Annotated in this window: 12 protein-coding genes; 10 read left to right on the forward strand and 2 right to left on the reverse strand. The window is 41.5% G+C overall.

The features are described from left to right. Positions 1-622 precede the first annotated feature (622 nt). From HMPREF9420_RS09340 to HMPREF9420_RS09390, 10 genes are all read left to right on the forward strand, one after another. Positions 623-3,322 (forward strand): 4-alpha-glucanotransferase, encoded by a 2,700-nt coding sequence (locus HMPREF9420_RS09340; protein WP_007135395.1) that lies wholly within the window; start codon positions 623-625, stop codon positions 3,320-3,322. 95 nt (positions 3,323-3,417) lie between these two features. Further along, a complete protein-coding gene (locus HMPREF9420_RS09345; RefSeq protein WP_007135396.1) occupies positions 3,418-4,272 on the forward strand; it encodes a CPBP family intramembrane glutamic endopeptidase in 855 nt (284 codons plus the stop codon). Positions 4,273-4,318: 46 nt separating this feature from the next. Then, positions 4,319-6,451 carry a glycoside hydrolase family 97 protein gene (locus tag HMPREF9420_RS09350; RefSeq protein WP_007135397.1) on the forward strand — a complete coding sequence of 711 codons (2,133 nt, stop codon included), beginning with the start codon at positions 4,319-4,321 and terminating at the stop codon, positions 6,449-6,451. A 30-nt stretch (positions 6,452-6,481) separates the two neighbouring features. Next, positions 6,482-8,383 carry a type I pullulanase gene (gene pulA / locus HMPREF9420_RS09355; protein ID WP_007135398.1) on the forward strand — a complete coding sequence of 634 codons (1,902 nt, stop codon included), beginning with the start codon at positions 6,482-6,484 and terminating at the stop codon, positions 8,381-8,383. A 13-nt stretch (positions 8,384-8,396) separates the two neighbouring features. Beyond that, positions 8,397-10,259, forward strand: a complete 1,863-nt coding sequence (locus tag HMPREF9420_RS09360) for a glycoside hydrolase family 13 protein (protein WP_007135399.1) — start codon at positions 8,397-8,399, stop codon at positions 10,257-10,259. A gap of 1,058 nt (positions 10,260-11,317) precedes the next feature. Continuing rightward, positions 11,318-14,521 (forward strand): SusC/RagA family TonB-linked outer membrane protein, encoded by a 3,204-nt coding sequence (locus tag HMPREF9420_RS09370; RefSeq protein ID WP_007135402.1) that lies wholly within the window; start codon positions 11,318-11,320, stop codon positions 14,519-14,521. Between the two features lie 54 nt (positions 14,522-14,575). Then, complete coding sequence (locus HMPREF9420_RS09375) at positions 14,576-16,327, forward strand: RagB/SusD family nutrient uptake outer membrane protein (RefSeq protein WP_007135403.1); 1,752 nt, start codon at positions 14,576-14,578, stop codon at positions 16,325-16,327. A gap of 37 nt (positions 16,328-16,364) precedes the next feature. Then, a complete protein-coding gene (locus HMPREF9420_RS09380) occupies positions 16,365-18,137 on the forward strand; it encodes a hypothetical protein (protein WP_007135404.1) in 1,773 nt (590 codons plus the stop codon). 24 nt (positions 18,138-18,161) lie between these two features. Continuing rightward, complete coding sequence (locus HMPREF9420_RS09385) at positions 18,162-19,805, forward strand: arabinan endo-1,5-alpha-L-arabinosidase (RefSeq protein ID WP_007135405.1); 1,644 nt, start codon at positions 18,162-18,164, stop codon at positions 19,803-19,805. Beyond that, positions 19,806-20,855, forward strand: coding sequence for a family 43 glycosylhydrolase (locus HMPREF9420_RS09390; protein ID WP_007135406.1), 1,050 nt, complete (start codon positions 19,806-19,808; stop codon positions 20,853-20,855). A gap of 23 nt (positions 20,856-20,878) precedes the next feature. Here the strand turns inward: HMPREF9420_RS09390 and HMPREF9420_RS09395 are convergent, their stop codons facing one another. Further along, entirely contained in the window at positions 20,879-21,373 is a 495-nt protein-coding gene (locus tag HMPREF9420_RS09395) for a pyridoxamine 5'-phosphate oxidase family protein (protein WP_007135407.1), read from the reverse strand. A gap of 82 nt (positions 21,374-21,455) precedes the next feature. After that, the gene (locus HMPREF9420_RS09400; RefSeq protein WP_007135408.1) at positions 21,456-21,851 is read right to left on the reverse strand and encodes a hypothetical protein; all 396 of its coding nucleotides are present in this window, start codon (positions 21,849-21,851) and stop codon (positions 21,456-21,458) included. Between the last annotated feature and the right edge of the window lie 93 nt (positions 21,852-21,944).

The raw sequence follows: 21,944 nt of genomic DNA on the forward strand, positions 1-21,944 counted from the left end.
CTATCGTTTGGCAATCTTAGGCTATCAAAAGCGAAGTCTACCCTGGGTCATTTGCCGTGAGTGGCAATAACGCTGTAGGCGTTGTACTTTTTATTTATTGGTATTTTATCACGCCATTCCACGCAGAAAACGTACAACACCTACGGCGTTGACCTTCTCACTACTCGCATAACCCAGGGTAGGCTGACGCCAACCCTGGGCTATAAAACGTACAACGCCTTCAGCGTTGATTCCCTATCGCGACGTTATTAATGATAATGTATGTAGGGTTACCTTTTATATCATATTATTTATAGCCTGTGATTGACGAGAAACGAGCCTATCCTGAGTAAGCGTTTGCAAGGAAATTCAACGCTGTAAGTGTTGACTTTTCCTTTTCAATAAACTTATTTTGTGTTGGGTATGTTAGTGAATGAGCCTGTATTCACTCTCTTTTTGTCTCTTGATAACGTTGTGTTGTAAATGGTTTTCCATTGTAACTTTATCGCTGTTAAAGGTCATGTGCAAGAGAGTTACTAATGAAAGTGCAAACGATTGCATTGCTTTTTTAATTTTTTTATATATTAATTCTGAGTAAGCTGCTATATAATTACTATCTTTACAGAAAATAACTAACCTCTGTATGAAACTAACTTTTAACATAAACTATGACACCATATTCGGCGAAGAAGTGTTGCTGAATGTCGTGGAAAACAGCAAAAAGGGAGGTAAAAAGACCTCGCAGTACAGGATGAATAACCGGGATGGCAAGCATTGGTGGGTTGAATTGAATCGCACCGAGGCAAGTTTGAATACGGCAATCGACTATTATTATAGTGTTGATTGCGACTGGTCGGACGGCCGTCACGAATGGCTCACAGAGAAACATCGCTTAGAACTCACGGTCGTGAAAGGCAAAGAGTATACTATTTACGACCATTGGAGTGACATTCCTGAAGACTCTTATCTCTATAGTTCAGCCTTTACGGAGTGTGTAAACAAGCGTCCTTTGTCTGTTATTAAGCCTTCGGCATACGATAAAACCGTTCGACTTGTGGTGCGTGCACCGCAACTTCGTTCTACGGATAGATTGTGTGTGGTGGGTAAACCAAAGGCTATGGGAGCATGGGATGTGTTTGAAGCGCTTCCAATGTATGAGCATAACTACAACGAATGGATAGTAGATTTGAATGTAGAAACGTTGGAAAGCGACGTATTGGAATTCAAGTTTGCGGCACAAGACGTTGCCGATAGACACAATGCCCTATGGGAAAGCGGCATGAATCGCGAGATTCATCTGCCTGAAATTAAAAGCGGTGAGGTGTTGGTTTATGAACTTTCACAAGCGTTTTTTGATATATATAATCGTAAGTTGGCTGGAACATTAGTGCCAGTATTTTCACTTCGTTCGAAAACCAGTTATGGAGTGGGCGACTTTGGAGACTTGAAGAATATGATAGATTGGGTCGCTGTGACTCATCAACGCGTGCTACAGGTGTTGCCAATCAATGATACTACGACGACACATACATGGACAGACTCTTATCCTTACAGTTGTATTAGCATCTTTGCACTACATCCTCAGTATGTAGATTTGACGCAGTTGCCGACATTAAAAGATGGAAAGAAGCGCAACAACTTTGAGGCTTTGCGCCAAGAACTCAATGCTTTGGAGCAGATAGATTACGAGCGTGTGAACGAGGCGAAGCTGAAATATCTTTATGAAGTCTATCTGCAAGAGGGCGAAAAGATAATGCAAGACAAAGCCTTTAAGCAGTTCTTTGCCGATAGCGAGCAATGGCTTGTGCCCTATGCGCAGTATTGTTATTTGCGTGATAAATATGGAACGGCCGACTTTTCTACATGGCCTGACCATCATGTTTGGGACGAAAAGGAGCGTAAAGTGCTATCAACACCAACATCGAAAGAATATAAAGAGGTGGCTTTCTTTTATTTTGTGCAGTTTGTTCTCAATGAACAAATGGAAGCAGTACATGCTTATGCACGCGAGAAAGGAGTCATTTTGAAGGGAGATATCCCTATCGGCGTCAATCGTAATGGATGTGACGTGTGGATGGAACCAAAGTATTTCAACCTCAACGGTCAAGCAGGTGCACCACCAGATGACTTTTCTGTGAACGGACAGAATTGGGGATTCCCCACTTATAACTGGGATGAGATGTTGAAAGATGGCTGCCAATGGTGGGTACGTCGCTTTCAAAACATGAACAAATTCTTTGATGCTTACCGCATAGATCATGTGCTGGGATTCTTCAGAATATGGGAGATTCCGGTGGAAGCAGTACATGGTTTGCTCGGACAATTTGCCCCTTCATTGGGTATGTCGCGTGAAGAAATCGAAAGTTATGGCTTAACTTTCCATGAAGAACAGTTCACTAAACCCTTTATTAGCGATTGGATTCTTGAACGAGTATTCAGAGATCGTGCAGAGGAAGTAAAGCAACGTTTCCTCAATCACACGCACGATGATATCTATGAGCTAAGACCTGAGGTTGACACACAACGCAAAGTGGAAGCTGTTTTTGCTGGGAAGATGGCAGAAAGTGATATCTGGTTGCGTGATGGTCTTTATGCTTTGATTAGTAATGTGCTTTTTGTTCGCGACAGAAAAGATGCAAACAAGTTCCATCCTCGCATCAGTGCACAGTTTGATTTCACGTATGAAGCCCTCTATGATAGCGACAAAGAAGTCTTCAATCGCATTTATAACGACTACTATTATCGGCGTAACAATCAGTTCTGGTATCGTGAAGCAATGAAGAAGTTACCACGACTTATTGAGGCAACTCGAATGCTTGTATGCGCTGAAGACTTAGGAATGGTGCCGGATTGTGTACCTTGGGTGATGAACAATCTAAAGATATTGAGTCTTGAATTGCAAAGTATGCCGAAGGATCCTCACGTGAGATTTGGTTACTTAAACAATAATCCTTACCGCTCAGTTTGTACCATTTCAAGTCATGATATGCCTACACTGCGCCAGTGGTGGGATGAAGATTACGAGCGCACTCAAGCCTATTATAACAGCATGCTCTATCGAGGTGGTGCAGCACCACACCCACTTCCCGGTTGGTTGGCACGTGATATCATCAGCCGACACCTAATGAGTCCGAGCATGCTTTGTATCCTTTCAATTCAAGATTGGTTGGCAATCGACGAGAAACTACGCCTTGCCGATCAGAACGCGGAACGCATAAATATCCCTGCAAACCCTAAACATTACTGGCGTTATCGTATGCATGTGAGCATAGAAGACCTCATGCAGAATACTGATTTCCGTGAAAACTTGACGGAACTTGTGTGTGAAGCAGGGAGAGAATGATAGTATTGAATAAATTTCTATAGGAAAAACAGCGGGGACATTGAATAAAATTGTCCCCACTGTTGCAATAAGAGAAACTGAAAAGAATAAGATATATGAAGGATGATAAGCAGGAACACATTATTCAGAGATATCGTTATGGTTTGCTTTTTTATATTTTTGCAGCCGTGATACCATGGGGATTCTGGTTCGTAGCAGGGTATGTTAGCCACCAAAATGGAGGAAATGAGTTCCTTGCTTCTATGTTGGGATTGATTGGTTTGTGTTTTCCTATGTTGCTTTCTGTTGCGTTTGTTTGTCGAGATTCAGCCTTGCGAAAGGATACTTTTTCGCGTTTTTTTAACTTCAAAGCACGCTATGTAGGGTATTATATGGGTGCTTGCACAATACTTCCGATTAGCATCTTGGCGGCAATGGCTATTTCGTTGCTGTTTGGTTATAATGCTTCGCAGTTTTGCATTACAGGACATTACACTTTCACTTCTGGTGTCTTTCCCGTTTGGTTCATGCTGATTATGGCGCCTGTTTTAGAAGAATTGGCTTGGCATAGCTATGGAACAGACTGTCTTCGTTCGCGTATGAACTTGCTTTATACTTCACTTGTCTTTGCTATTTATTGGGCATTGTGGCATTTTCCATTAGCAGGTATCAAGGGATATTATCATGCTAATGTCGTGCATGAGGGCATATTGTATAGCATTAACTTCATTGTGAGCATCATTCCGTTTGTAGTTCTGATGAATTGGCTTTATTATAAGACGGGACGTAATATTCTTGTTGCTATTGTTTTCCATATAACAGCGGGATATTTTAATGAGATATTTGCTACACATCCGGACAGTAAGTGTATTCAAACAGTGCTATTGTTAATCTTTGCAAGCATAGTTGTGGCTCGAAATCGTTCGTTCTTCTTCGATAAAACCCTACATGTTGAACCTTCAAAATATTGAATTTCAGTAATAAATAATAATAAAAGATTAAGTTAACTAATTCATAATGAAACCTCTACAAATTCTTTTTGCATTATTACTCCTACCACTTGTGGCCGTAGGACAAACCGTTAAGTCGCCTAATGGCAAGGTTGCCGTAACGTTTTCGCTATCGGCAAGCGGACAACCTACTTACGAAATGACATTCAAGAACAGGCAGGTGGTGAAGCCTTCACACCTCGGTCTGGAGTTGGCGAAAGACAAACATGCCTCCAAAGGATTACAAGAGACAGACTTGATGGATGGTTTTAAGATTGCCGATACCAAGATCTCGACGTTTGATGAGACGTGGAAGCCGGTGTGGGGACAATATAAACAGATTAGAAACCATTACAATGAATTGGCTGTTTCACTGCATCAAGCATCGTCAAATCGTACGATTATCATTCGCTTTCGCGTCTATGATGAGGGTATGGGCTTGCGTTATGAGTTCCCACAGCAGTCTTCTCTCAACTATTTTATCATCAAAGAAGAGCACACTCAGTTTGCTATGACAGGAGATCATAAGGCTTGGTGGCTGCCAGGTGATTATGATACGCAAGAGCAAGAGACACAGGAAACGAAACTTTCTGAAATCCGTGAGCGCTTCAAAAAGGCTGTAAATTGGGATAATTCGTCTGTATCAGTGTTCTCACCAACGGGCGTTCAGACCTCTTTGCAGCTGAAAACGCAAGATGGACTCTATCTCAATATCCACGAAGCAGCCTGCATCAACTATGCAACGATGCACTTAAATCTCGATGATAAGAATTTTGTTTTCGAATCATGGCTTACTCCCGACGCCACAGGATTAAAGGGTTTTATGCAGACTCCGTGTTCAACGCCATGGCGAACAGTTATGGTTAGTGACGATGCTCGCGACATATTAGCATCTAATTTGATATTAAATCTCAACGAACCTTGTAAGCTTCAAGACACCAGTTGGATTCATCCTGTGAAGTATTGTGGCGTATGGTGGGAGATGATTGTAGGCAAAAGTAGTTGGAATTACACGGATGAGTTCCCATCAATAAAGCTTGATCAAATTGATTGGAGCCAGGCAAAACCGAATGGAAGGCATGCCGCGAACACAGAACACGTCAAGAAATACATTGACTTCGCAGCCGCTAATGGACTCCAACAGGTTCTCGTTGAAGGATGGAATGTAGGTTGGGAGGACTGGGCTAACCGCTGGAAAGACTATGTTTTCGATTTTGTTACTCCTTATCCTGACTTTGGTATCAAGGCTTTGAATGACTATGCACACAGCAAAGGGGTTAAACTCATGATGCATCATGAAACATCTTCGAGCGTAGGTAACTACGAACGACATCTTAATGCAGCCTTCGATCTCATGCAAAAATATGGTTATGATGCTGTAAAGGGTGGCTATGTGGGAGACATTATTCCACGAGGTGATCACCATTTCTCACAGGAAATGAACAACCATTACCTTTACATTGTTAAAGAAGCTGCCAAGCGTCACATCATGGTTAATGCTCATGAAGCAACTCGTCCCACGGGACTTTGCCGCACTTATCCTAACCTTATAGGCAACGAAAGCGCTCGAGGCACAGAGTATGAAGCCTTTGGTGGCAGCAAGCCTGACCACACTGTAGTGCTTCCTTTCACTCGTCTTCAAGGGGGACCAATGGACTATACCCCCGGAATCTTAGAGACTCAATTGCACACTTGGAGTGAGAATACAAGCTATGTTCACACAACATTGGTAGGTCAATTGGCGCTTTATTTGGTCATGTGGGGCCCAATTCAGATGGCAGCCGACCTGCCAGAAAACTATCAAAAGTATGCCGATGCGTTCCAATTCATTAAAGATGTTGCCGTAGATTGGGACGATTCACGTTATCTTGAGGCTGAACCTGGCGATTATGTCACTGTAGCGCGCAAGGCAAAGGGCACAGATAACTGGTTTGTTGGAGGTAAATGTGATGAAAACGGACATCGAAGTGTGGTGAAACTTGATTTCCTTGATAAAGGGAAAAAGTATGAATGTACGCTCTATACCGATGCCCCTGGGGCCGATTATGAAAAGAATCCGAAGGCCTATCGTATCACAAAGCGCATCGTTAAGAAGGGAGATGTGCTGACAATTGACGAAGCTCGTGGCGGAGGATTTGCCATGTCGCTTATTAAAAAATAAAGAATCACAATCAAACAACCAATTAAATCTATGAAGATTAAATTGTTTTGCGCATTAGCAGTGACTGCTGCGATGATACAAACAGCCCAAGCTCAGGAGGTTTTTAATGAGATGTCATATCGCCCTGAGCATACTATTTTCAAGTTGAATGCTCCAACTCGCCCTGTCGTTAGACTGTATAACGATGGTTTAAAGGGTAAGGCGGTGAAGGAAGTAAAGATGAAGCGAGCCGGAAAAGACCTTTGGACAGCTTGTGTGAAGGGTAATCTCGCGGGGAAGTTTTATACTTTTGACATTGGAAACGGAGAGACTCCAGGTGTCTTTGCAAAGGCCGTTGGCGTGAATGGAAACCGTGGTGCCATCATCAACTTACGCTCAACAGACCCTGATGGCTGGCAGAACGACCAACGTCCCGCATTAAATTCGGCGGCAAATCAAGTCATTTATGAGATGCATGTGCGTGATTTTACCCATGCAGCGCCAGGCATTTCTTATCCCGATAAGTTCTTAGGTGTGGGCGAGTCTGCCTCTGTTGACTATCTGAAACGCTTAGGTGTGACGGCTGTCCACTTGCTGCCCGTGTTTGATTTTGCTTCAGTTGACGAAACAAAGCTTACGAATCCGTCTTACAATTGGGGCTATGATCCAAAGAATTATAACGTGCCAGAAGGTAGTTATTCGACTGACCCCTATCGCCCAGAAGTGCGCATTCGTGAGTTCAAACAAATGGTTCAAGCACTTCATAAGGCCGGAATCCGCGTGATACTTGACGTGGTTTATAACCATACTTTCGATATAAAACACAGTAATTTCCAGTGTACTTATCCTGACTATTACTACAGAAAGAATCCTGATGGTACTTATTCCGATGGCTCGGGATGTGGAAATGAGACAGCCTCTGAACGTCCGTTGATGCGCAAGTTCATGCTTGAGAGTGTGAAATATTGGATAGATGAGTATCACATTGATGGCTTTCGCTTCGACTTAATGGGTGTGCACGATATCGAAACCATGAGGGAAATCCGTGCGGAGGTCAACAAAATAGACCCTACTATATATATATATGGTGAAGGATGGAGTGCAGGACATTGCGCTTATCCATCGGAAAAGTTGGCTGTAAAGGTTCATGTGGCACAGCTAAATGGTACAGCTGCCTTTAGCGATGAACTGAGAGACGCCCTTCGGGGGCCTTTTAGTGACGACAAGAAAGGTGCATTCCTTGCTGGCATTCCTGGTGAAGAAGAAAGTATAAAGTTTGGAATCGCGGGCGCAATTGCCCATCCTGGTGTGGCGTTGTCACGCGTTAATTATAGCAAAGCGCCTTGGGCTACACAGCCAACTGAAATGATTAGCTATGTAAGTTGCCATGATGATATGTGCTTGACAGACCGCCTTCGTGCTTCCATTCCAGGCATAAAGGAAGACGAAATCATTCGTCTTGACTTGCTTGCACAAACAGCTGTGTTCACATCGCAAGGCGTTCCATTTATTCTAAGCGGTGAGGAGATGTTGCGAAATAAGCAAGGTGTGCACAACAGCTATAATGCTCCGATTACAATTAACGCGCTGAATTGGGCACAACTCAAGCAATATCCGCAGGTGTTTGCCTATTACCAAGGGCTTATTCAGTTGCGAAAAGAGCATCCGGCATTCCGACTTGGCGATGCAGAACTGGTCAGAAAGCATTTAAGTTTCTTGCCAGTGAAGCCCTGTGTTGTAGGCTTTATGCTCACAAACCATGCCGGAGGAGACGATTGGAACAATATCGTTGTCATTCTGAATGGCAGTCGTGAGCCTCAGGATATAGACATTCCGGCAGGTAACTACACTGTTGTGGCCTGCGATGGTACAATAAATCAGCAGGGCTTGGGACACATGCAGGGAGGCAAAATCTCTGTGAATGCCCAGTCTGCCCTTATTCTCCACGATTAAAATTCCATGAAACATGAAGAAGATAATAATTAGTTTGGCTTTAATTCTGTCGTCAATGACAATGCAAGCAGCAACAAAGATTGATCATATTGAACCCGAAAACTGGTATGTGGGCATGAAAAACAGCTCGCTCCAACTGATGGTTTATGGAAAGAATATACGTGATTCACGTGTCAGTGTGGATTATCCTGGCGTGAAAATAGATTCACTTGTGCGTCTTGATTCGCCCAATTACCTTTTTGTTTATTTGAATCTCAGTGGGGCAAAGCCAGGAAATATGGTGCTGAATATTGACGGAAAGAGAGTCAACTACCCCTTGAAAGCACGCACGATGAGTGGAGATAAGCGTATAGGATTTGACAATTCTGACGTACTTTATATGCTCATGCCCGATCGGTTTGCATCAGGTCGTAACATCACTAAACCTATGAAGGGTTTGAATCCTTATGTTGTCGACCGCTCAAAACCGAGTCTTCGCCATGGTGGAGACCTTGAAGGAGTGCGCCAACACTTAGACTATTTCAACCAATTGGGGGTTACTGCCCTTTGGTTTACACCCGTGTTGGAAAACAATTCGCCCGACATGAACAGTCAAAGCACCTATCATGGTTATGCAACGACTAATTATTATCGTGTTGATCCGCGTTTCGGTACGAACGAAGATTACGCTCGTCTTGTCGCCGAAGCACACGCTAAGGGGCTTAAAGTGGTGATGGATATGATATTTAATCATTGTGGTTATGACCATCCTTGGGTGAAAGATATGCCCTCTAAAGACTGGTTTAACACGCCCGAATGGATGAAAAAGGGAGACAGTTATTATCTACAAACAAGCTATAAGCTAACTCCTGTGCTCGATCCCTATGCCTCAAAGGTTGACAAACGCGAAACCGTTGACGGCTGGTTTGTAAGGTCTATGCCCGACTTAAACCAGAAAAATCCTCACGTTATGACTTATCTTATTCAGAATAGTGAATGGTGGATAGAGACCGTTGGCATTGATGGAATACGCATGGACACGTATCCTTATGCGGACAGAAAAGCCATGTCACAATGGATGAAGATACTAAACGAGGAGTATCCCAACTTTAATACTGTTGGAGAAACATGGGTTACAGAACCTGCTTACACGGCAGCTTGGCAGAAGGATTCAAAGCTTTCAAAGGTCAATAGCTATCTAAAAACAGTCATGGACTTTAGCTTTTATGATAAGATTAACTTGGCTAAACACGAAGAAACCGATGCTTGGTGGAAAGGATTAAACCGCATTTATAACAGCCTTTGTTATGACTATCTGTATGAAAACCCATCAAGTGTGATGGCTTTCATTGAAAATCACGACACAGATCGCTTCTTGGAGAATGGCAAAGACACGCTTGCATTGAAACAAGCCTTGGCACTTTTGCTCACCATTAACCGTATTCCACAGCTCTATTATGGTACGGAGGTGTTGATGAATGGCACAAAAGAGGTGACCGATGGCAATGTAAGATGCGACTTCCCCGGTGGTTTTGCGGGCGAAAAACATAATGCTTTCACTGCCGAAGGACGTACAAAGGCCGAAAATTCTATGTTTAATTGGCTCAGTAAACTACTGAAATGGCGTCGCAATAACATGGTTATCACAAAGGGAAAACAAATTCAATTTATTCCTTATAAGGGTGTTTATGTGATAGCTCGGCAATGGAATGACCAAACCATTCTCACGATTTTGAATGGTACAAGTCAACCTATCACCTTGCCTCTTGACCGCTATGCCGAAGTCATTGGCAATCATCAGGAAGCAAAAGACGTTATTTCTGGTCGAAAAGTAAAGCTTGGTAGCGAACTGCAACTAAAGGCGCGAGATACCAAAGTGATTGAATTATCTATGTAAGATGAAGGCAAAGGTGCCACAAAATGACGTAGGTTAATCGGTAATTTGGTGTTTACTGAGATTGCAACGCTGTAAGCGTTGTACCTTTGATAGCCCAGGGTTGACAAGCGAAAGCGAAGTCTACCCTGGGTTATTTGTCATTAGTGACAACAACGCTGTAGGCGTTGTACCTTTTATTCCTCGGTATTTTGTCGCAGCATTCCACGCAGAAAACGTACAACACCTACGGCGTTGAACTCCTTACTACATGCATAACCCAGGGTAGGCTGGCGCCAACCCTGGGCTATCAAAGGTACAACGCCTTCAGCGTTGAACTATGATTGCGTAGCAAACTATAGCTTTGTGAGCTACAAACTGCGTCATTTCAAGCAATAATTTGCATCATTTTACTCAATGGTTTGCGTCATTTTGCTCGGTAAAATATGGCAAATCGCAATGACTTTTTATGTCGTTTCAGCTTGTTTTCTGCATTGAATTTTATAACTGTTTGCTAATAAGCAAATTATAAATCCTTTAAAAAGAGACCCTATTCCGCCTGAACATATCTTGTGTTTCAAATCCGCTTGTTCTGTAAAACCTTCTGTAAACACCTTTCAAGCAAACAATTCTATTATTCCATTTCAAGGAAATGACGCCCTTGTTTGTTTCGCCTTTTTTCATTGTTGCACGTGTAATAGCATGACTGATGAGGCAGTTGAGAACGTGGTTTCTTGTTATCAAGAAGTGGACTAAATGTAAAATGCTGTATAAAGAGGTGCATTTTTTTGTTTTTTGTCCACCTTTTTATATAATTTTGTCCACCATCTTTCCTTTTACATTGTCTATCTTTGTCATTGGAAGTCTAATCCGTGGAAGAATGAACTTCATCAAACTACGTGAAATAAACAACTACTTGAAAGATAATATCATTGCGAATAACTAACCTTTTGATATGATTTGTTGCCTATTCACAGTTGAATTCCCAGTCAATTGGAGTTCAAACACGAGACAGCTTGTCTTAAAAAGTATCGGTTTGAAATACATAACATCTATTAATAATAACCTAAATAGAACTAAGAATGAAGAAACAACTACTCTCAGTAATGTTTTGTCTTACTGCTTTGGGAGGCACATTTCTTAATGTTTTGCCAACAAAAGCAACGATTTTGCAGTCAAATGTAATCAAGACAAAGGGGCAAGTGGTCGATGAACAAGGCGAACCACTTATTGGAGTTAATGTGACTTTGAAAGGTCAAAAGACGGGAACCGTAACTGATTTTGATGGCAAATTTCAGTTAGATGTGCCTGCAAACGCGACATTGTTAATTAGCTATGTGGGGTATAAAAGCCGTGAGATTGCAGTACGAGGTAGGGCAGTAATTGATGTCATTGAACTGCAACCCATTGATAATTTGATTGATCAGGTCGTGGTAGTTGGCTATGGAACACAGAAGAAAGCAGACCTAACGGGCTCGGTTTCTGTAGTGAATGCCGAGGAGTTGAAAAAGGTTTCTAATTCTAATATCTCTACAATGCTTGAGGGAAAGGTGCCTGGTGTGCAAATCACTACAGACGGACAACCCGGTGCAGACCCTATGGTGAGGATTCGAGGCATAGGTTCTTTTGGTAGTACTGCACCTCTATATGTCGTTGATGGTGTACCCGTTGGTACAACGATTCGTGACTTTTCACCGAATGATATCGCTTCAATTCAAGTGTTGAAAGATGCTGCAGCCGGTGCCGTTTATGGCTCTCGAGCAGCTAATGGCGTGATTATCATCACGACAAAGAATGGACAAAAGGACCAACCGCTTAAGGTTGATTACTCTGGTTACATGGGTATTGATAAGATATCAGGTGGTGTTTATGATGTGATGGATGCCGACCAATATAGTCAATATGTGGGACAAGCCTGTGTCAACTCAAGCACTCCACTTCCTGGCGGCTATAAGTTGAATCCACAGACAGGGCGTTATCAGTTTATGGATAATACCAATACTGCTTGGTTTAACGAGGTTTTCAAGACAGGAATTCGCCAGAATCACAATGTGAATCTTAGTGGAGGAGGGGCTCATAACACGTATAACATAGCCTTAGATTATTTCCGTCAGCAAGGAACGCTTGTGGGGGCAGGACCTAATTATAAGCGTTATACAGCACGAGTGAATAACACTATGGAGACGAAATTCATCAAGTTTCGCACAAGTTTAGTCTATTCGCACTCTGATCAGGATAATATGGGATTGTCTAATGCTTCAGAATATGTGCAAGGATTATATGGAGATGTGACCAATGTGTTGCGTGGTACGCTGTTGATGCAGCCTACTATCAAGGCGTATGATGCCTCAACATGGGTGCTTGACGACCGAGTTGGCTTGGCTAATGGCTATAGATATGATGCTTATGGATATGGAGTGTACTATGATAACATTCATGGTGATATATCAGCATCCAATCCTTTGCTCGTGAATCATCTGTTACAGCGAAACACTTTGGTTGATCGCTTTGTGGGAAGTGGGTCGGCTGATGTCGACTTATTAAAGATGTTAGGGGTAAAAAGTAAGCATCACCAGTTACATTATAACCTGAATCTCTCGTATAGTAAAACGCATGCGAAAGACTTTACATGGATTTCGGCATGGGCACAAAGCAATCGTGTCTATTTAGATAAAAGCAATGAACGACTCACTAAGGGTAGTCGTGATTACACAGATGCACTGATTGAGAATACCATTGCCTATGAAGGGCATATTGGAAAGCATAATTTCAATGCGCTTTTAGGGCAGACTTATGAAGAGGAACATACGGATTTGCTTACTGGGCAGGGTATTAATATGAATGAACCTTACTTCTTGCAGTTGCAGAACAGTAAGAAACAGTATGCTGAATCATTTGAGTTCACACATGCTTTGAGTTCTTTTATCGGACGATTGAACTATAATTATGATGAAAAATATTTGCTTTCGTTTGTCGTTCGACGTGATGGTAGTTCTCGTTTGACGCGTACTATCCGCTGGGGAACGTTCCCTTCGGTTTCAATCGGTTGGCGATTAGACAAAGAAAAGTTCTTTCCCATTAGCAAAGATGTTGTTAATCTGTTAAAGCTTCGTGCCAGTTATGGTGTGCTGGGCAATGAAAATATCGGCGAATATCAGTATATGGCGACGATGGCTCGTAACAATATGACTTATAGTTTCAATAATAAACCGGTATCAGGCTCGGCAGTTTCAACCTTCGTTAATCAGAATATAGCTTGGGAAAAGAAGAAAACAACCAATATAGGTGTTGATGTTGCCATGTTCAACAATCGTTTTGAGTTTACTGCTGAGTGGTATAAGAATAGGTCAGAAGATTTGCTTTATGGTGTTCCTGTACCCGAACAAACTGGTGTGTCGAATGGAACAGTGACCATGAATGCTGCTTCTATGAATAACAGTGGCTTTGAATTCTCAGCTACTTACCGTAATCGTGACCACGCATTAAAGTATGAAGTAGGCGCAAACTTGAGCACATTGAAGAATAAAGTAACTTCACTTGGGTTTGGAACGAAATATATAACCGGTGCTTTTGCAACATTTGTAGGACAGGAAATAGGCAAATTCTATGGTTGGGAGTATGAAGGAATCGCGCGAACACAAGCAGATCTTGACAATCATGCAACGCAACAAGGTGCCAATATCGGTGATTGCCTTTATAAAGATGTAAGTGGTGCGGATGGTGTTCCTGATGGTGTAATCGACGAACATGACCAGGTGGTATTGGGAAGTGGATTACCAAAGTTAACCTTTGGTGTCAATGTGCGTTTGGAGTATAAGCATATTGATTTGAGCATTGCCACTTATGGCGCACTGAACTACCATGTAACCGATGATATCTATAATAGTCTGAATTCATGTTATAGGTGGGGAAATAAAGATGTAGCTATGCTTCGAGCCAATGCATACACAGAAGATGGAATGAAGTATATGTCAAATGTGCCTCGCACTTATGTCACAAATAGTGCTACATTGCCATGGAATGACCTTTTCAGTTCACGTAAAATACAGAATGCAGCCTATTGGAAGATAGCTAATATAGAATTGGGTTATAATCTTCCGAATAAGTGGTTTGGGGGTGTAGTCAGTGGTGTTCGCGCCTATTGTTCGGCACAAAATCTGTTCACGCTTACGAAATACCATGGCTATAACGTAGACTTTGCGGGTGGAACCTTTACTCCTGGCTACAATTTTTGCTCGTTCCCAAGTGCCCAAAGCTTTATGTTTGGCTTGCATTTCACATTCTAAGGTTGTGGAAAGATATCGAGAATATATTGTCAAATCAATAAGAAAGTAAATCAAATGAAACAATATAAATTATCATTAGCATTGTTATTAGGGCTTGGAATGTTTGTTTCCTGCGGCGAAAAGTTAGAGTTAGTCAACCCAAATCAACAGACAACACAAACCTTTGGCTTTAATGCTGAGGACTTAGAAGAAAGTGTTATCGCGGCGTATAACCACATTCGAATGGAAGGTTCCTATGCACGCGTGGGCTATACTATCGATGTTTGTCGAGGTGATGAGGCATGGAATGCATCGCAAGTTTGGTATCTTCCATTCGATGATTTGAATGTAGCTGTAACCGAAGGGATAGCTTCTTGGCCATGGAGAGAATGGTATTATACGATCAATGTGTGTAATTTTGGAATCTCACGTTGTGGAGATGATGATACTAAATTAAGTCAACAGATGAGACGAATCAAAGGACAAATGCTCTTTCTTCGTGGCTTAGCTTATTATAATCTGGCTGGATATTATCAGAATCCTCCATTGATAACCGACTATTCGGGATATTCAACATTAGATGGTTTGTATGGAAAGAATAGCACATACGATGAAGTTCTTGATCAGGTTGAAAAGGATTTTAGTGAAGCTATGACTTTACTTCCATCGCGAAATGCTGGTGGAGAGTGGGCTGGAGGCCGTGCAACAAGTGGTGCTGCAGCAGGATATTATGCCCGAACTTTAATGCAACGACATAAATATAATGAGGCTTTGAGTGTGTTGAAAGACATCATTGATGAGAAATTTGGAACTTATCGATTGATGGAAAACTATGGAGATAATTTCAGAGAAGGGCCACAATACGAAAACAATGATGAGAGTTTGTTTGAAGTTCAGTTCTTGGATTATGCGTCACAAGGAACAGATGACGAATGGACTCCTGTTAATACGAGTGTCAACGCTACTCAAGGATCGGCTATAGAAAGTAACTTTGCTCCCGGTGTTTATGGTGGTTGGGCCGATATTTCAGCTTCTCCATGGCTTTATCAGCTGTTTAAGAAAGAACGAACGACGTCAGGTAAGCTTGATCCTCGACTCTATTGGACGATTGGAACGTATGAAACAGATTGGGAAAACTTTGAATATGGTAATCAGGGTTATGGCAAAACAATGACCCCAACAGATACTGTTGTGACGAATAATAACAATGGAGGACTTCCCATTGCCAAGTTTACTAATCTTAGAACAGGCTTATATAATAAGGTCGTTACAGGACTTCATGATGGTATAAACCTTCGAATGATGCGTTATTCTGATGTGCTCTTGCGTGCTGCGGAGTGCGAAAATGAGGTGCATGGACCTACCCAAAAGGCTATTGATTGGATTAATTTGGTACGTAACCGGGCTGGGCTGGCAAGCCTACGACTTTCAGATTACCCTACTGGAGACAAGCTTTTTGAGCAGATAGCCAATGTAGAACGTCCCAAAGAATTTGGCTGTGAGTTTGGTCGTGGCTTAGACTTGATTCGCTGGGGCTTCTTTTATAGCAATGAAAGATTACTGCAATTGAAGGAACATGGCACGTTCCGTAGGTCTGTTCATCGAGCCAAAGAGCCTGTTGATTATACTCAAGTTGGTATTGATTCTGAATTGAAGAGTTCTTATGATGGATTCGTACAAGGGCATGAATTCCTACCAATTGTCCAAACATTAAGTAATAAGAATCCAAACTTAAAGGGCAATTCAGCAAACTATAGTATTAATAATGCCACTTATTTCCAAGAAAAAGGATGGACTGTTCATCCCATTGTGAATCTTGATAACTAAGTGTTTCTTTATTTATTCATTTCAAACAATCAGACATATGAAATACATTAATCAGCTATTATCATTCTTTCTCTTGGCTTTTACAACGCTGTTGATATTGCCAAGTTGTGAAGGAGGAACCCTCTATAATATTGATTCACCCGATTGGATTAGTGAGAAGATAGATTCTATCAATAAATTAAAACAGGGAACGGATGAAGAAGTACTTGTAGGAATGAAAGAAGATGTGTATTCGTTTGGTGCACGAGACTTCTCATCGGGATGGTGGCAACAGTTCTCTAAGTATTATGTTATCCCCGAAAATGCCAAGTGGAATGCGGTGTTTAACCTCAATTTGAATCCTAATGACAATACATATTATCGAAACTTTGCATTGATAATAGCTAATGATATGGATAGAAGTGCAGCAGGATATAAGGAATATGGTGTCATTCGTTTTGATGCAACAGGAGACTCTTTGAAGTTTAACTCACAATGGGGTGACCTTTATTTTAAGTATTCTCAAAGCAATCAATTACTCGCTCCAATAGATAACAAAGACGAAAATGTGCAGAAACTCGGTGGAAAAGTAACGTTAACAGTAGATCGTTCCCGTAAAGATACTTTCCTTGTTAAGCTTACAAATGGCGTCGTGACAAAGACTTATACTCAGCCTTACAAGCTCGTTAATCATAATACAGATACAAACAATAAGAATATTCGTTGCTTTCTTTGTCCTGACGGCTCATACATCGACTTCCTTCAAACGAATATTGTGCCTGTAGAAGGCTTGACTTCAGCCAAAGATAAGGCTCCTGTTTCGATGAAACTTCTTAATGTTCCAGAAGATGTTGACGAAGGAACAACCATAGAAGAGGCTATGGCTAATGTCTCTGCTGAAGTCATTTTTGAAGAAGGAATGAAGAAGATTATTCCTGCTTCTGAACTTTATTTCTCTGCAATTCCTGATATGAACGGACTTGGAGAGCGTCAACTTGTTGTGATATATAACAAGACTTTTAAAGGTGAGAACGCTGCAACTCCTATTATAGCCCATGCTTCTTTCAAGATTGTTCCTAAACTTTTATCTATCCAAGTGACGAAACAGCCGACGCATACACATTATTATATATATAATGTTACAGGCATTTCTGGCCAAGAAGAGCGTACGCTGGCATTCGATAAGACTGGACTTGAAGTGAAAGCCACATATCCTAATGGTAGAGTTGAAGTCATAAATAATGATAAATTGACATTTTCTGTAATCCCAGCGAAGGTCGGACGGCATGTGGTAAGAGTTGAAACTACAAATGGAAAGACTGCCGAAATACCTATAACTGTATCTGCTTCAGCTGTGACAACCGCCACGCCAACTCCAAAAGTGTTAGGAGAAATAAACAATTCCAGCGCATGGTGGTCAGCACATACAGGGAATCTTGATGTTCCAATAGGTCAAACGCGTAAGGTAGTCTTTACTAATTATAGTAGCAAGGCTAACAACTGGAATAACTTTGTCATAGTGCTTCGCGCACAAAACAATACAGAATATGCCGTGCTTCGCGCTGATAATTTCGGTTGGGGAAGTGGATATGGTTCATGTACTCACGGGGGAACACAAGGTGATTGGGCTCCATGGCTTGCTTCAATGGATGGAGCTAAGGTCACAGTTTACATCACAAATGTTAGTAATGGGACTGCCGATGTGCAAATAGTAATGCGTGGTACGGATGGGAAAACTTACACACAGCATTATTTAGGAATAGACTCCATTAATCCAAATGATTTATATTTTGCATTTACGATAGATAGTTGTCACTTAGTTTTTGATTAGTTTACTTCGCATTTTCTTAAAAATATGAATATGAAAATAAACAAAATAGAAATATTTTTCAGCCTGTCGGCTTTACTTTTTGTTGGTTGTTCAAATAAGGAGGATATCGAATATGTGAATCCTGGAAGTAAGGTTGCAACACAAGTTGTCGTGAAAGAAGGTCAGAATATGGCTGATGATTATACGTCGATAGCCTCTTGGAACAATCGGTTTCAATGGAATTTAGCGAACGTACACGACCCCTCGGTCGTATTAGCTGACGATGGTTATTACTATATGTATCAGACAGATGCCAGTTATGGCAATGCTCATGCAGGAGAAGGACAAGCCCGTGGTCACTTCTATTGCCGTAGATCAAAAGATCTTATCAATTGGGAATTCATGGGACCAACAATGCATGGAGTACCTGTTTGGATTAAATCGAAGTTAAATGAGATTCGGAAAGCAATGGGACTTGGCGTTAGTTCTGTTGATTTTCTGCATCAAAACCAATTTGGTTTTTGGGCTCCTTGTGTCCGGCGTATAAGTAATAATCTTTATCGGATGTACTATGTGGTGACTATCCCCGGCACAATCAATGGTGCTGGCACATGGAGTGAGCGGTGTTTTATAGGGCTTATGGAGACTTCGAATCCTGCAGATATAGACTCATGGGAAGACAAAGGATTTGTTGTTACGAATTATTCTGATCGAGAACTTAACTTTAATGTCAGCACAACGGATTATGCCCATTGCTATTTTAAGTATAATGCTATCGACCCATCTCTAATTATTAATGAGAAGGGAGAGCATTGGTTGATTTATGGTTCATGGCATAGTGGTTTTGCTGCACTACAACTTGACCCTTCAACAGGTAAGCCTTTGCATGCTCTTGGCAATCCTTGGGGAAAAGAGAATGAAGCATCTTACGGAAAATTCATTTATTCTCGGAAGATGAATAGTCGCTGGCAAGCCAGTGAAGCACCAGAGGTGATATGGCATGATGGTTATTATTATCTCTTCGTTGCTTATGATGAACTCTCTGTTGCCTATAATACTCGTGTGTTGCGGGCATCAGATATCAATGGCCCTTATTATGATATTACGGGTAAAGACATGACTTCCAATGGTGGAGATGCCTTTCCTATTATAACACATCCTTATAAATTTGGAGATGATCATGGTTGGGTTGGTATTAGTCACTGTGCAGTTTTCGATGATGGAAAAGGTAATTGGTTCTATGTTTCACAACAACGTTTCCCCGAAAACTATAAGGGTAATGCCAATAGTAATGCTTTGATGGTTGGTGGAGTGCGTTCTATTATCTGGACAGAAAGCGGTTGGCCTCTCGTTCTTCCTGAACGTTATGCTGGTATTTCGCAAAAAACAATAGCTGAGAGTGAACTCATTGGCGATTGGCAGCATATCAATCTGTCTTATCATCACAAACGACAAGATGCATCAATCAGTATGATTCTTGGAGCAAATCATAAGGTTACTTCTGGTTGGAAAGCAGGAAAAGACTGGTCTTTTGATTCTTCTAAGAATGTATTGACAATTGATAATGAGTCTTTTTACCTACGTCGTGAACTCGATTGGGAGGCTAATCCTCGTAAAACGACCATTGTTTATGCTGGTCTAAGCAAAGATGGTAGGACGACTTATTGGGGAAAGAAAGTCAATCTATAAATGAAAGCATCACGTCGTTTATTTTATTTGATTATGTCTGTCAAGCCCAGGATGTTGTCTTGGGCTTACGGATTATTATTCTCTTTGACCATCTTTGCCCAACAATCAACACTCTTTTTCAAGGTAGATACCCCCATAGTGCATGACCCTGTATTAGCTTATGATAAAGGATTATACCACCTTTATTCTACGGGTGAGGGTATTCGGCATTATGTTTCTTCTGATTTGAAGCATTGGAAAGGATGGAAGAGTGGTGTCATTCAAGCTATTCCTTCATGGGTTTACGACTCTGTCCCCGAATTTAAGCATGACTTTTGGGCTCCCGATGTCATTAAGTTCAGAGGTCGTTGGTATCTAACTTATTCCTGTTCTACATTTGGAAAGAACACTTCGGCTATTGGATTACTCTCTAACTCATCGCTCAATTCTAATGAAACTTGGCAAGATGAAGGGTGTATCATAGCTTCTCGTAGGGGTAGAGATAATTGGAATGCCATCGATCCCAATGTTGTTGTTGATCAAAAAGGCTATCCTTGGCTTGTGTTTGGCTCGTTTTGGGATGGTATACAGCTTGTTTCTCTTGATAGTACACTGCATATTGCCCCTGGAAAGCGGCCTTCTACAATCGCCCGTCGCTATGCTCCAGATAATAGTAATGGGTCACCTCGTAATGCACTTGCAGTCGCAGGACCTAATGCAATCGAAGCCCCTTTCATTTTTTTTCATCGTGGTTGGTACTATCTTTTTGTGAGTTGGAATTATTGTTGTCAAGGTTTGAAGAGTACATATCGCATAGCTGTTGGGCGAAGTCGCCGGATTACAGGCCCATATCTCGACCGAAGTGGGCGAAATATGCTTTATGGTGGCGGAGATATACTACTTGAAGGAGATCGCAAAGAGATTGAGGCTTTAGGGCATTGTGGCGTTTATAATATCCAGAACAAATTGTTATTGGTTTGTCATGGATATAGTATTGCGAAAGCAGGAACGCCAATCCTACTCATAAAGGAACTCTTTGCAGATCGTAAAGGACTTTCAGTTAAGCGCTGAAGTCCTTCATCTCTGCGCGTATTTTAGTCAGCTGTATGTACGTGTTTGCACTTACCGCTATACTCAGAGAAGTCTACACGAATGATGTTTACACGGTGAAAGGACATCTTTGAGTATTTAGCACCCAGCTCTTTGAAGTCAGGTGATAACTTGTCTACTAACTTTAAGAGCGCTGCCATGCGTTCTTCTGGGGAGAGATGGATATGTGCTACTCCTTTCAAGACTACGCTTTCATATTCTGTAGTGAATTTACCGGGGAGCAGTTTCACGTCACCTACAATGCAGAAACTAACGTTTGGATTCTTTTCTAAGGCTTCAAGCTTATGCCCAACAGGGGCACAATGAATGAAGATTGAGTTCTTTCCGTCCCATACATAGTTCAATGGAACTCCATAAGCGGTTCCATCTTTGTCAACCATACTTAGCACACCATACTCTGATGTGCTTAATAATTCAATGGCACGTGCCTCATCCATCAGTCTGTCTTGACGACGAACGGTTTCATTAACATATCTCATGCGTTATCCTTTTAAGGCACTTGGCCTGTTGATGTTTGGCCAAAGTGCTGTGGTTTTCAGTTTGCTATATGAATCTTTTCTTCTATTTTATCTCTTTCTTAACGGCCATTCTGAACGTTTCATAATCCACAAAGATAGAATGTTCGGTAAGATTCATGAGCACACTAATTGATATTGGTTGGTCAATTCCCTTTCTACTAAATCTACAAGAGGCTTGATCTCCTTCCTTTGTCATGACATTCCATGAATCATAATTATACTTTGTATTCTTACATTCCACAGTTCCGTCGGCATTAAGTGTGATAGATCTCTTTCCATCATAAGTCATATATTTTCCTGCATTGGCTTTCATGCAAGCCGAATCAATGGCAACTTCTGGTGCTTCGGCAGTCGCCATAGTCTTCACTTTAGGTTGATTGTTGCAGGCAGCCAAACTGATTAATGCCGTCATTGCAATGAGTGTGATACCTTTTTTCATACGTTTTGAGTTAAAGTTTATGCAACAAAAGTAGGAAAAGAACCTTAAGTTTCCAAATTTTTAATCTTTTTTCTGGTCGTCTGTTATTATTCC

It is taken from the genome of Segatella salivae DSM 15606, assembly GCF_000185845.1.
GTDB lineage: Bacteria > Bacteroidota > Bacteroidia > Bacteroidales > Bacteroidaceae > Prevotella > Prevotella salivae.